This is a genomic window from Butyricicoccus porcorum, assembly GCF_051246315.1.
In the GTDB taxonomy this organism is placed as follows: domain Bacteria; phylum Bacillota; class Clostridia; order Oscillospirales; family Butyricicoccaceae; genus Butyricicoccus_A; species Butyricicoccus_A porcorum.
This window is the reverse complement of the sequence record NZ_CP178353.1, coordinates 664540-678284: the sequence shown is the minus strand read 5'-3', so window position 1 is coordinate 678284 and position 13745 is coordinate 664540. Positions and strand designations below refer to the sequence as shown.

Below are 13745 nucleotides of genomic sequence, written 5' to 3'. Positions count from 1 at the left end.
CAAGTTAGCAGCTTGCGGGCGACAACACGCATTGAGGGGAGATAAGCCTTTACAGCCACAGTCCGAGCGTTCAGAGCGTCGCAGGCAATGGGTAAAGCTGCCTTAAATGAGCAGGGGTGCAATTCCCGCGAGGTTGTGCTAACAGCCGCCCGGTTAAAGCCCACTTTTTGTAACTTGACTTTTTAGCCATTTATGAAAGGGGGTATTTTCCTATGGCAAAAAAGGAAACAGCAAGCCCCGCTATCCCTGTATTCCCTATGTTAAAGACCGTTGAGCAAATGAGCAAGATTAGCGGTATCGGGGAAAATAAACTGCGCGAGCTTATGGATAGTGGCGAGCTTGAATATATACAAAATGGAAACCGTCGTTTGATAGCTGACGCTGCAATCTGGGACTGGTACCACAGGGCAAAGACGACAGCGAAGCCCCCGGCACGACAGGGAGGTTAAGCTATGGCTATATCAACAAGGCAGGTTAAGAATAAACGCGACAGCAACGGCGTACTGACCGGGCGGCCGGGTACAGTTTACGACGTGAATATAAAGTACACCGCCCCGAATGGGGAAAAGAAAACCTATTCAAAAAAGGGCTTTCCAACAAAAAAGGAAGCAACGCAGCATGAAGCAGAGATGAAAGCAAAGCTCCATAATCCGGGACAGATTGCGTCTATCGCTTCACAGCGGAAACAGACCGTTGCAAGCTATCTGAATGAATGGGTAGAAAGCTATGCAAGAGTGAACTTGCGCCCCTCTACTTACGACGGGTACAAAAGAACGATTGCAAACTACATCACGCCATATATCGGCGGCGTTGCCCTTAATCAGCTTACCCCCGCTATGGTAGACAAAATGTTTCAGCAGATTATTGACAAAGGCTTGAAACCGTCCACCGCAGCCGGGGCAAAGCGTGTTTTGAGCGTGGCGTTGAGCCATGCCCGGAAATACCGCTATATCGAAACAAACGCAGCAAAGGACACGCTTACGAAGTTTGGAAAGAGCGACAAGACCCCCGACCCGTACACGCCGGAACAGGTAAAAGCCCTTATGCAGCGCGTCGAGGGTACCGTTTGGGAAATGCCCGTTATCTTAGGCGGGCTTTACGGTATGCGCCGTTCTGAAATCCTGGGCTTGCGTTGGCGCAATGTGGATTTGGAAAACAACACCTTTGACGTTTCCGAGCAGCTACCCTTTAAGGTACCGCCAAAAACAAAAGTCATTGAGGAAATGGCACCGCCGAAATCCAACGGGCGAAAGCTGCCTATCACAGAGCTTGCCCGCCCGTTCTTTCTCAAACAGTTTGCTATGCAGGAAGCGCAGCGCGAACAGGCAGAAAAGGACGGAAAGCCTTACTATGACAATGACCTTGTTGTAGCGAAGCCGGACGGTTCCCCTATCTCCGCGTCGTGGGTATCTTCCCAGTTTGGAAAGCTGCTTGAAGATTTGGATATGCCGCATATCCGCTTTCACGATTTGCGCCATACAGCAGCTACAAATATGCACCAACTGACAGGCGACTTCTACACCGTAGGCGAAGTGTTAGGACATACACTTGCGGGTATCGGCGTATCGCTTGGGCTGTCTATGAACTTTGAAGCTGTTACCGCCCGTTATGTGGACGTGCGGCTTGAACGCAAAAAAGAAGTCTTAGACGCTTATCATGGGGCGGTCAAACAGGCAGACCCGGCAAAGGCAGAGAAAGCCGAGCCGAAGAAAGCAAAGAGCGCGGCAAAGAAAAAGAGCAGCGATTTAGAGCTTTAACCGCTGTATCTCTTTACCGCTTCTTATACCGTTTTATAGCCCCGCGTGGGATTTGGGCACCATTTGGGCACCATTTACCGAAAAAGCACCACTAACACAGGCGATAAAAGAAACGCCGAGAACGCGCAAAAACATAGAGTTTATGCGGGTTTCCGGCGTTTTCTAATCCCTCAACCGACCTAAAATCATCTTGCGGCAGAGAGAAAAATTCTACTATTTTTTATTGTACTGCGCAAATGCACAGTCGGCAAGGGGGATTTGCAAAAGTTCGGGCAGTATTGGCAGCTGACTTTGTAAAGGGATTGTGACATTTGCGTGCGCAGGCTGTTCGTCTGCCGCCGGATGTGGTACGATGGAGAAAATACAGCAGGGAGGCGGCGTGCATTTGAACAGAAAGAAAATGCGGTGGATTGCCGCAGCAGTGCTTGCCGTGCTGGCAGTGGGCGTGCTGTACCGCTGCTGTGCAAAGCCGGGCTATACCGCGGAGCACTTCAATATTCCGACATACCGCAGTGAACATGACGAGGACGGTGACGGCGTGGACGATCAGACCGATGTGTTACAGGGCGCAAAGGATTATGTCAAAACAAAGCCGAAATACAAAAGCGAATATTATGAGGGCGGCTACCCGGATGATGGCTATGGCGTGTGCACGGATGTGGTCGGGCAGGCAATGCGCGCGGCAGGCTATGACCTGCGTGAGCTGGTGGATGCAGATATTCGGAAAAATCCGGCGGCATATGGCATTGACCGCCCGGATGACAACATCGATTTCCGGCGCGTGCCCAATCTGAATGTCTATTTTCAGCACACAGCCATTTCCCTGACGACGGATGTGTCCGACATTGCACAGTGGCAGGGCGGGGATATTGTTGTATTTCCCCGGCACATCGGCATTGTGTCCGACCGGCGCAATGCCGATGGCGTGCCATATGTCATCCATCATGCAAGTCCGGCACAGCGGCGGTATGAAGAAGATATCCTGTCGAACTGGGATACCGTCACCGGGCATTATCGGGTCAGCTGACCAGAAAAAACTTCCGGATATACTGTTTTCCGCTTTCTCTCGATTTTTTATTGTGTTAAATCGGCAGAAATGATATAATAGCATCAGAAAAAGCTCACGGGGCAGAAAAACAGCCCCGAAATCATCTGAAAGGGGCAATTTTTTATGCCGGGCAAAATTGTATTGGGCGCGCAGTGGGGCGACGAAGGAAAGGGAAAGTATATTGACATCTTTGCTTCACAGGCTGATCTTGTCGTGCGTTCTCAGGGCGGCAACAATGCTGGCCATACCGTCGTAGTCGGCGACGAATCATATAAATTACAGCTCATTCCGTCGGGCATCCTGTATCCGAACTGTGTCAACATCATCGGACCGGGTGTCGTTGTCAATCCGAAGTCCATTCTGGGTGAGATGGATGGCCTGAATGAGCGCGGGATTTCTACCGATAAGCTGTATATCGATGCTCGTGCACACTGCATCCTGCCGTGGCATCTGGAGCTGGACGCGCTGAGCGAAAAGGCGCGCGGCGGCGATGACATCGGCACCACTAAGAAGGGCATCGGCCCGACCTATATGGACAAGTCGGAGCGCATCGGCGTGCGCATGCACGACTTTGTCGATCCGGAGCGCTTTGAAGCGGTTATGACTGAGGCGTGCGAGCGCAAGAACAAGGTCATCACCGGCGTATACGGCGGCGAGCCGATTGACATCAAGGCAGTTCTCGAAGAGTACAAGGTCTATGCAGACCGCCTGAGAAGCCATGTCTGCGACACCTCTGTTCTGACCTACAATGCCATCAAGGAGGGCAAGGAGGTTCTGTTCGAGGGCGCACAGGGCACGCTGCTTGACCTTGATATGGGCACCTATCCGTATGTCACCTCGTCCCATCCGGTTTCCGGCGGCTGCTGTGTTGGCTCCGGCGTCGGCCCGACTGCAATTGACGAGATTGTGGGTATCTGCAAGAGCTATACCACTCGCGTCGGCAAGGGTCCGTTCCCGACCGAGCTGTTCGACGAGACCGGCGATTATATCCGCAATGCCGGCGGCGAATTCGGCACTGTTACCGGCCGTCCGAGACGTACCGGCTGGTTCGACGCAGTCATCGCGCGCTATGCGGTTCGCGTCAACGGCCTGACCGAGATGGTCATCAACAAGATTGACCCGCTGTGCGGCCTGCCGAAGCTGAAGGTCTGCGTTGCCTATGATTTCAAGGGCGAGCGCATCACCGAGTTCCCGGCAAACTTTGCAGATCTGGAGCACTGCACTCCGATCTATGAGGAGTTCGACGGCTTCACCGAGGACATCACCAAGTGCAAGACGTTTGACGAGCTTCCGGTCAATGTAAAGAACTATATCAAGGAGCTGGAGAAAATCATCGGCTGTCCGGTTCGCCTGCTCGGCGTAGGCCCCGGCCGCGATCAGGTCATTTCCATCGACAAGTAATTTTGCAGAATATGCAGGCAGATGCAGTTGCATCTGCCTGTTTTTTATACCTGTAACGGATGGCCTGAACTTGTGTCTGCACAGCGCAGACCCAACGTATATCCATGCCGGAGCATACCGCACGCTTCCTCCATCGATCCGTTTTGCCTATATGTGCAAGTAATGACACAAGACTTCTTGCAACTTAGAAAATCATGCTAAAAAGTTACACGATCCTTGTCTATTTATTTGCAAATGAGATGGTGAATTTTGGAAAGATACGGCAAGATAAAAATCAAACTGACAGAGTAGATTGAGAAAAACGGCATCAGCCAGAACAAGCTCAGCCACCGGGAGGAAAAACAGCGGACACAGATGAACCATAGGATTCTTCTTTCGGCAAGACCATGCTGATTTTGTGTTGTATAATAACATATAGGGCTGGGAGAATAAAGTGGCAAAACAGACAATTCGATATTCACAAAATGTGCAGAATTACCTGGCGAATCGCCTGAATGATATGCAAAATACGTCTTTTTGGATGAAAGTTCGCGGCAGAGGGGGGAAATGGTTCATCAGGGCATACGATGTGAGAAATGAAAAAACAGAAAAGCTTTGTCATTTATGCCTGATTTATGGTATACTAAACCGAGAGCTGAGCTGGAGCGTACCGGCTTTGCTCTCTTTTGTTTTTGTGAAAGGATGGAATTTCTGTGAATCAACATACCTCGGAAGGCGCTTCGGCGCAGTACCGGCGCATGACGGAAACCCCGGTGTCGCGCCTGATTTTAAAGCTCGGCATTCCGACAACCATCAGCATGCTGGCAACCAGCATCTACAATATGGCGGATACCTATTTTGTCGGCACACTCGGCACAAGCGCGAGCGGTGCAGTCGGTGTTGTCTTTGGCCTGATGGCGATTTTACAGGCCGTTGGCTTTATGTTCGGCCACGGTGCGGGAAGTATCCTCTCGCGCAAGCTGGGTGCACAGGACAGGGAGAGCGCAACGCAGGCAGCTTCTACCGGCTTTTTCTGGTCCCTGCTCTCCGGCGTTGCCATTACGGTGTTCGGTCTGCTGTTTCTGACCCCGCTCATGCGGCTGCTCGGCAGTACGGAAACCATTCTGCCGTATGCGCGCACGTATTCGACGTTTATCTTGTTGGCGGCTCCGGTCATGACCAGCAGCTTTGTGTTCAACAATATCCTGCGCTATGAGGGCCGCGCGATGTTTTCCATGATCGGCATGACCACCGGCGGTCTGCTCAACATTTTCGGAGACTGGCTGCTGATCCGGAAATTTCATATGGGCATAGAAGGTGCCGGCATCTCGACAGCGGTTTCCCAGTGCATCGGCTTCTGTATTCTGCTCAGCCCATTCCTGCGCGGCAAGACACAGAGCAAGCTGTCTTTGCATGCAGCAAGGGACGGCATCCGGATGCTTCCGGATGTCTGTGCGACTGGATTTCCCAGCCTGATGCGGCAGGGACTGTCGAGTATTTCCACCATGGTGCTCAACGGGCAGGCAGGCGTCTACGGCGACGCAGCGGTCTCCGCGATGACGATTGTCGCGCGGATCTGTTTCTTTGTGTTTGCCGTCGGTCTCGGCATCGGACAGGGCTTCCAGCCGGTCAGCGGCTTCAATTACGGCGCAAAAAAATATTCCCGTGTGCGGCATGGCTTCCTGTTTACACTGGGCGTGGGGGAATTCTTCCTCGGCACACTTGCCGTGGTCGGTATGCTGCTGTCATCACATCTGATCGGCTTTTTCCGCGATGATCCGGCGGTCATTGAAATCGGCACGTTTGCCCTGCGCGTGCAGCTGATTGCGCTGTTTTTCCAGCCGTTGGCGCTGTGTGCAAACATGCTGTTCCAGAGCATCGGTGCGAATAAACAGGCGACATTTCTGGCAATTCTGCGCAGCGGTGTGTATTTTATCCCGCTCGTTGTGATCCTGCCGCATTTTATAGGGCTGACCGGCGTACAGATTGCACAGACGATTTCAGATGTCCTGACGTTTCTCACAGCGGTTCCGTTTGTCTTCCGATTTTTCCGCAGACTGCCGGAGGACGGTGAGCCGCCGGCTGTCGGGCGGACATAATATGGACAAAAAGGAGGCTGGATATGCCACAGAAAAGCAGACAGGTCTGGGGGACAGTTGGAAATCTTCTGCTGATTGCCGCACTGTTGGTTTTTATTTTTGGAAATTCCCTGCAAAATCGCGCGCAGTCCACCGAACAGAGCGTGGGCATGCTCAGCGTGCTGTCGGGATTGTTTCAATGGGTGTTTGGCTACAATGGCCTGACGGAACATGTGGTGCGCAAGCTGGCACATTTCTGTGAATTTGCCGCACTTGGATTTTTTACCCAACATCTCTGGGCAGTGCGCCGCCGGGTCAACCTGCATTATGTGCTGCATGGACTGTTTTTCGGTCTGCTGTGCGCGGTGACGGATGAAATGCTGCAAACACTGTCCGACCGCAGTGCACAGGTTTCGGATGTGGTGTTGGATTTTTCCGGTGTCGTATGCGGCAGTGCGGTTTTTCTGCTGTTGTATCTGCTGATTCGCAGGCACAGGCGTTGACATTTCACGGGAAATTTGTTACTCTGATTTCGTAATAGTAACAAAAACGGAGGAGGATAACGTGGGAAGACCTGTTAAAAAAGTACACAAAAGCCAGCAGCAGCGCTTGCAGGAAGCCAAGGTGCGCCGTGAGGAGCAGCAGAAGAAGGAAGACCGCAATACCTATATCATGCTCGGCGTGATTGCTGCGATTTTTGTTGTCGCTGCATTGGTGCTGATTTTCTGATGCACCACATCAATACTGACACGGCAAAAGGGGAAAACGGTTCTCTGTGCGGTGTCGATTTGCGTAAAACAGAAAAAGGGAGTGTGACGCATCACATGAAGAAGCTCATCGAAGAATTCAAAGAGTTTGCCCTGCGGGGTAACGTCATTGACCTGGCTGTCGGTGTCATCATCGGCGCCGCTTTCCAGAACATAGTCACATCACTGACTGACGACATCATTTCGCCGCTCATCGGTCTGGTTGCCAAGACGGATTTTAAGGATATGGCGGCGACGGTCTTTGGCGTATCCATCCGCTATGGCTCGTTTATCACCGCTGTCATCAATTTCTTTATCATGGCGGTTGTGCTGTTCGCCATCATCAAGCTGATGAACAAGGCCGCAAGCCTCGGCAAAAAGCCGGAGGAGCCCGCAGCGCCAACCACCAAAATCTGTCCGTTCTGTAAGTCGGAAATCGCCATCGAGGCGACCCGCTGCCCACACTGCACTTCTGAACTCCCGGAGGCCGCAGAGTAAAATAATAAAGCTGTTCGCCCGGACTTCGCGCACATATCGCCGTGTCCGGGCGCTTTTTTTGCATTTTTTCGGCGGAAACCTTTCATTCAATGTTTGTTTACAAATTTCCTCTTGCATTTTTCTGCCATATGGTTTATGCTATATTAGCACTCGATAGTTGAGAGTGCTAACACCCGCGCGGGATTCGCGCGCTGACCGTGTATTTTTAATTACCGAAAGGATTGACATACTATGGCTAAACAGCAGTTCAAGGCAGAGTCCAAGCGCCTGCTCGACATGATGATTAACTCGATCTATACGCACAAGGAAATTTTCCTGCGTGAGCTGATTTCCAATGCGAGTGACGCCATCGACAAACGCCATTTCCGTTCGCTGACCGATGCATCGCTTGTTCCGGAAAACGGCTATGAAATTCGCCTGACCGCAGACACCGATGCGCGCACGCTGACCATCTCGGACAACGGCATCGGCATGACGAAGGATGAGCTGGAAAACAATCTGGGCGTCATTGCACAGAGCGGTTCGCTGGCCTTCAAAAAGGAAAATCAGACCGAAGATACCGACATCATCGGTCAGTTTGGTGTCGGCTTCTATGCGTCGTTCATGGTTGCATCCAATGTCCGCGTCATTTCCAAGGCGTGCGGTGAAACGCAGGCCTATGTCTGGGAGTCGGACGGTGCGGACGGCTATACCATTGAGCCGGGCGAGAAGGACAGCTTCGGCACCGATATCATCCTGACCATCAAGCCGAATCAGGAGAATGAAAATGGCGACGTTGAGGAAGGCTATGACGAATTTCTCGAGACCTACCGCCTGGCAGGTCTGGTTCGCAAGTATTCCGATTATATCCGTTACCCGATTAAGATGCTGATGCCGCATTCCAAGGAGAAGCCGAAGCCGGAGGATGCACCGGAGGATTATCAGCCGGAGTATGAAACCGTCTATGAGGATGAAACCCTCAACTCCATGGTTCCGCTTTGGAAAAAGGACAAGAAGGACATCACGGAGGATGAGTACAACGAGTTCTATCGCTCCAAGTTCATGGACTATATGAAGCCGCTGCGCGTCATTCATTCGCATTCCGAGGGCCTGACTGCATCGTACACCTCCATGCTGTACATTCCGGCACAGGCACCGTATGACTATTATTCCAAGGACTATCAGAAGGGTCTCCAGCTGTATGCGTCCGGCGTGCTGATTATGGATAAATGCGCTGACCTGCTGCCGGATTACTTCGGCTTTGTCCGCGGCCTTGTCGATTCGTCCGACCTGTCGCTGAACATCTCCCGTGAGATGCTGCAGCATGACCGCCAGCTCAAGGCGATTGCCATCAGCCTCGAGAAGAAGATCAAGTCCGAACTGCTCAAGATGCAGAAGGATGACCGCGAGAATTATGAGAAGTTCTGGGAGGCATTCGGCTATACCATCAAGGCAGGTGCTTATGCAAATTATGGCGCAGACAAGGAAAAGCTGCGTGATCTGCTGATGTTCTACTCCGCAAAGGAGAAGAAGATGATTTCGCTGAAGGAATACCGCGAGGCTATGCCGGAAGGCCAGGAGGAAATCTATTACGCTGCGGGCACAAATGTCGATCTGCTGGATAAGCTGCCGCAGGCCGAGATGGTGCGCAAGCACGACTATGACATCCTGTACCTCACCGCAGACATCGATGAATTCGTCATCAACCTGCTGGCAGAGCAGGATGAAAAGAAGTTCCGTTCGATTACGGCAGGCGATCTGAATCTGTCTTCCGATGAGGAGAAGAAGGAAGCGGAAGAAAAGTCCACTGCTAACCGTGCGATGTTCGACCTCATGAAGGAATCGCTGGATGGCAAGGTCAAGGATGTCCGTGTTTCCTCCCGTCTGGTCAGCGATCCGGTCTGCCTGACCTCTGAGGGCAGCCTGTCCATCGAGATGGAGCGTGTGCTCAACGCGATGCCGAACGGACAGGGCCATGTCAACGCGGAGAAGATTCTGGAGATCAATGCGTCGCATCCGGTCTTCGAGACGCTGTGCAAGCTGTACAACGACGATCAGGATAAGCTGAAGCAGTATACCGAACTGCTGTACAATCAGGCACTGCTGATTGCAGGGATTCCGATTGCAGATCCGGCAGCATTCTCCAATGCAATCTGTGACCTGATGGCAAAATAATTTATCATACAACAGTCACTCATCATATTTTTACAGGGCTTCCCTGCTGCGGGCCGGATCTGTCCGGCTATGCGGCGGGAGGCCCGATTTTTTAGACGGGAACGCACTGCCTTTGCGTATTCCGGCAAAATATGCTATGATATCAGAAAAAATGGGCAGGAGGCAACCGGATGGCACAGGACAGAGAGCAGAAAAACTATCGCATTACATGCATTGAGGACGAAAACGGAAACCGACCCGGAGACATGCACGAACCGACGGAGCCGGAACAGAATCAGCTGGAGCATGATCCGCTCGACGAGCTGCCGGATCTCTCGGAACAGACCGGAGGCTTGCCGATTGTCACATTTGTGCTGATCTGTCTGGCGGCCAGCTCGGTCATGCTGATTGGCCGCATGCTGACGGCAGGCTCGGCACTGGTTGTGGCAGGCTGTGTGGGTCTTGAAGTCATCGTTGCATTCGGTGTGGTTGTTCTCATCCGCGGCATGTTTCAGAAGCTGCGCCGACAGGGAGAGGACGAAAAATGGTATCCCATCAGTACGGCAGTCATGGCGATTGGCATTGCCGTCGGGTTGGTGATCGGTGTTTTCTATTGCCTCTGACTGCGGAGTTTGTAACAAACCCGAAACAAATTCGTCAAAAAGAATTTATAAATTTGTCAAAGGAACGTCATATTCGGACGATATACTAAATACAATCAGAAAAACAGGTTTCGACTCTGTTTTTGTTGATTCATCTCCCTATTACCAGTTTGGATCTCTTCCCATCGATGCGTCAGGTACGAGACGCAGGGAAGCGGATCCGCTCTTTTCCAACTCAGCCCCCCTTTTTCATGTTTTAATACCAGAACCCCGGACAGCAGGCATGCCGTCCGGGGTTCTTTGATTGTGCGGACATACATAAAATGAGTGTGTGTATGCCAGTTTGTGTGCAGAAGCACGAATTGATGCCGCCAAACTTGTCATATTTTGAAGTATGGGGTATAATCGAAGAAAACCAGGAAGGCAAAAAGGGAGGAGACAGCATGTATTGTATCCGATGCGGAAGCCAGCTGAAAGACGGAACCCAATACTGTATTTTCTGCGGCGCGCCGACGGCAGCTGTGAAAAAAGAGCGCCCACGCCCGATAGAAGATGACACCGTTTCGATTCCGGTTGACTTTTTTTCCAGCCGCATGGCACAGGATGGGGAAGATGACTTTACCATTGCAATTCCGGATGATTTTGTCCGCACGGATACAATCCCGCAGGCGGAGAAACCGGATGACATAGGGGATATGGATTTCACGCGCATGGTGACAAAGGAGGATATCCGCGAGGCCATTGAAGAACAAATGCGTGGGAGTATGGAACTGCCGGACGAGGCGGGGGATGACGATTTCACACGCATGGTAGCGAAGGAACACATCCGCGAAGCGATGCAGGAACAGGCGAAGCCGGACGGCGCGGCGGATATGGAAACCACGCGCACAGTTGAGAAACAGGATATCCGCGCGGCGATGCAGGAGCAGGCGAAGCACGACGGCGCGGCGGATATGGAAACCACGCGCACAGTTGAGAAACAGGATATTCGCGCGGCGATGCAGGAGCAGGCGAAGCACGACGGCGCGGCGGATATGGAAACCACGCGCACAGTTGAGAAACAGGATATCCGCGCGGCGATGCAGGAACAGGCGAAGCACGACGGCGCGGCGGATATGGAAACCACGCGCACAGTTGAGAAGCAGGATATTCGCGCGGCGATGCAGGAACAGGCGAAGCACGACGGCGCGGCGGATATGGAAACCACGCGCACAGTTGAGAAACAGGATATCCGCGCGGCGATGCAGGAGCAGGCGAAGCACGACGGCGCGGCGGATATGGAAACCACGCGCACAGTTGAGAAGCAGGATATTCGCGCGGCGATGCAGGAGCAGGCGAAGCCGGACAGTGCAGGCGCTCTGGACTACACGCGCGCTGTGGCAAAGGAGGAGATCCGCGCGGCGATGCAGGAGCAGCAGGAAGAGGAGCTGCCGCAGGTCGATGTTGCGGACATCCCGGATATTCCAATTCCATCGGACTTTATCGCGGATGCACCGGAATCCTTTACCGAAGCAGAACGGCAGGCTGCTGATGAAGACGAGGACGATGCGCCGGAGCAGCTGATGAGCAAGCGCGGCATGCTGTTTGTCATCCTTGTCGTTGTACTGCTGTTTGCGATTGCAGTTGGCGCTTGTGTGACTGTGCTGCGCGGCGATACTGCCCCGGCAGAGGACACCGGTTCCGGCTCGGCTGAGGTTGGATTCTGGTCGCCGGCGGACGGTGAATAAGCCGGATAAAACCGTATGCCATTGCGGTTCACAGGATAGGTAAATATAACACAAAACGATGAATATCATGCACTGCGACGTATATTTCCGGACAGAACCGCGAAAATGGGAGAAAAAAGAAGACACATTGCATCAAACTGGGGCAGGCGAGCCGGTTGACAAGCATGCGGACATGTTCTATAATTAGTCTGAATACAACGATGCAATTTTTGTACAAAGTTGCTATATTCTGGACGGCGGATTCCGCCGCAGGCTCACAGAGTGAGGACATAAGATGGAGGAGCTTAAAATATGAAGAACATATTGTTTGCCGCATCGGAATGCGTACCGTTTGTCAAGACCGGAGGTTTGGCGGATGTTGTCGGCGCGCTTCCTAAATCCCTGGATAAGGAAAAATACGATGTGCGTGTCGTCATTCCGGACTATACCTGTATCCCGCAGAAGTATCGCAGTCGCTTTTCTTATATCGGAAATTTCTATATGGATCTGGGCGGGCTGGGCAATTTCTATGTCGGCATTATGACATGCGAGCTGGACGGTATCCGCTATTATTATATCGACAACGAGCATTTCTTCCACGGCGAAAAGCTGTACAGCGATATCCTGTGGGATATCCAGAAGTTCAGCTTCTTCTCCAAGGCTGTGCTGTCTATGCTGCCGTTCATCGGCTTCCGTCCGGATATCATCCACTGCCATGACTGGCAGGCCGCACTGATCCCGGTTTATCTGCACGAGATGTTCCAGAACAACCCGTTCTATCGCGGCATCCGCACAGTCATGACCATCCATAACCTGAAGTTCCAGGGCGTCTGGGATATCAAGACCATGCGCCGTTTTACCGGCCTGCCGGGACATGTCTTCGTCCTCGGCCGCATGGAATACAAGAAGGATGCCAACATGCTCAAGGGCGGACTGGTTTACGCCGACCGCATTACGACAGTCAGTGAGTCGTATGCCAACGAGATTCGCATGCCGTATTACGGCGAGGGTCTGGACGGCCTGCTCAACGCGAAGGCGGACACCCTCAGCGGTATCCTGAACGGCATCGATTATGACGCTTACAACCCGGCAACCGATCCGCTGATTGCGAAGAATTACGATGTTGCAAGCTTTAAGGAAGGCAAAAAGGCATGTAAGCTGGCCATCCAGCGCGAGCTGGGCATGCCGGAGGATCCGGATGTCATGATGCTCGCTATGATTACCCGCCTGACCGATCAGAAGGGTCTGGATCTGGTCGAGTGGGTTATGGAGCGCCTGGTTGCATCCCATATCCAGCTGGTTATCATCGGCACAGGCGATCCGCGCTATGAAAACCTGTTCCGCCATTACGAGTGGACGCATAAGGGACAGGTTTCTGCGAACATTCTCTTTAACGAGGAGCGTGCGCACCACCTGTATGCGGCAGCGGACGCAATGCTGATGCCGTCCCGCTTTGAGCCGTGCGGCCTGACGCAGCTGATTTCCCTGCGCTATGGCACGGTGCCGATTGTCCGTGAGACCGGCGGTCTGCGTGACACCGTTCAGCCGTACAACTGGTATGAGCAGACGGGCACCGGCTTCTCGTTCGCAAATTACAATGCGGATGAAATGCTCAACACCATCTTCTATGCGGAGCAGATTTTCTATGATGAGCCGGATGCATGGGCAGATATGGTGGAGCGCGGCATGAAGAAGGACTTTTCGTGGAATGCTTCCGCGAAGAAGTACGAAGCGCTGTACGATTCCCTCTGAGAAACAGAATAGCACGAAGCGGCAGACCGGACGGTCTGCCGCTTT

At 52.6% G+C, this 13745-nt stretch carries 12 protein-coding genes; all 12 read left to right on the top strand.

The window, feature by feature from the left end:
* Positions 1–212 precede the first annotated feature (212 nt).
* The 12 genes from ACLM7Z_RS03265 (at position 213) to glgA (ending at position 13700) form a co-directional block, all read left to right on the top strand.
* Positions 213–449: a helix-turn-helix domain-containing protein gene (locus ACLM7Z_RS03265; protein WP_033120015.1), complete on the top strand. Its 237-nt coding sequence runs from the start codon at positions 213–215 to the stop codon at positions 447–449.
* A gap of 3 nt (positions 450–452) precedes the next feature.
* Positions 453–1757 (top strand): tyrosine-type recombinase/integrase, encoded by a 1305-nt coding sequence (locus ACLM7Z_RS03260; RefSeq protein WP_033120014.1) that lies wholly within the window; start codon positions 453–455, stop codon positions 1755–1757.
* A 385-nt stretch (positions 1758–2142) separates the two neighbouring features.
* The gene (locus ACLM7Z_RS03255) at positions 2143–2784 is read left to right on the top strand and encodes a DUF1287 domain-containing protein (RefSeq protein ID WP_242969747.1); all 642 of its coding nucleotides are present in this window, start codon (positions 2143–2145) and stop codon (positions 2782–2784) included.
* A gap of 144 nt (positions 2785–2928) precedes the next feature.
* Complete coding sequence (locus ACLM7Z_RS03250) at positions 2929–4206, top strand: adenylosuccinate synthase (RefSeq protein ID WP_087016781.1); 1278 nt, start codon at positions 2929–2931, stop codon at positions 4204–4206.
* Between the two features lie 692 nt (positions 4207–4898).
* Positions 4899–6284 (top strand): MATE family efflux transporter, encoded by a 1386-nt coding sequence (locus ACLM7Z_RS03245; RefSeq protein ID WP_330395829.1) that lies wholly within the window; start codon positions 4899–4901, stop codon positions 6282–6284.
* A 23-nt stretch (positions 6285–6307) separates the two neighbouring features.
* The gene (locus tag ACLM7Z_RS03240) at positions 6308–6766 is read left to right on the top strand and encodes a VanZ family protein (protein ID WP_087016779.1); all 459 of its coding nucleotides are present in this window, start codon (positions 6308–6310) and stop codon (positions 6764–6766) included.
* Between the two features lie 61 nt (positions 6767–6827).
* Positions 6828–6992, top strand: coding sequence for a G-protein coupled receptor (locus ACLM7Z_RS03235; protein ID WP_165760990.1), 165 nt, complete (start codon positions 6828–6830; stop codon positions 6990–6992).
* Between the two features lie 95 nt (positions 6993–7087).
* Positions 7088–7507, top strand: coding sequence for a large conductance mechanosensitive channel protein MscL (gene mscL, locus ACLM7Z_RS03230; RefSeq protein ID WP_087016985.1), 420 nt, complete (start codon positions 7088–7090; stop codon positions 7505–7507).
* Positions 7508–7738: 231 nt separating this feature from the next.
* On the top strand, positions 7739–9661 hold the full coding sequence (gene htpG / locus ACLM7Z_RS03225) for a molecular chaperone HtpG (RefSeq protein WP_087016777.1): 1923 nt from the start codon (positions 7739–7741) through the stop codon (positions 9659–9661).
* Between the two features lie 170 nt (positions 9662–9831).
* Complete coding sequence (locus tag ACLM7Z_RS03220; RefSeq protein ID WP_273349047.1) at positions 9832–10263, top strand: hypothetical protein; 432 nt, start codon at positions 9832–9834, stop codon at positions 10261–10263.
* A 422-nt stretch (positions 10264–10685) separates the two neighbouring features.
* On the top strand, positions 10686–11969 hold the full coding sequence (locus ACLM7Z_RS03215; RefSeq protein ID WP_435645584.1) for a zinc ribbon domain-containing protein: 1284 nt from the start codon (positions 10686–10688) through the stop codon (positions 11967–11969).
* Positions 11970–12260: 291 nt separating this feature from the next.
* Positions 12261–13700 carry a glycogen synthase GlgA gene (glgA, locus tag ACLM7Z_RS03210; RefSeq protein ID WP_087016770.1) on the top strand — a complete coding sequence of 480 codons (1440 nt, stop codon included), beginning with the start codon at positions 12261–12263 and terminating at the stop codon, positions 13698–13700.
* Positions 13701–13745: the final 45 nt, after the last annotated feature.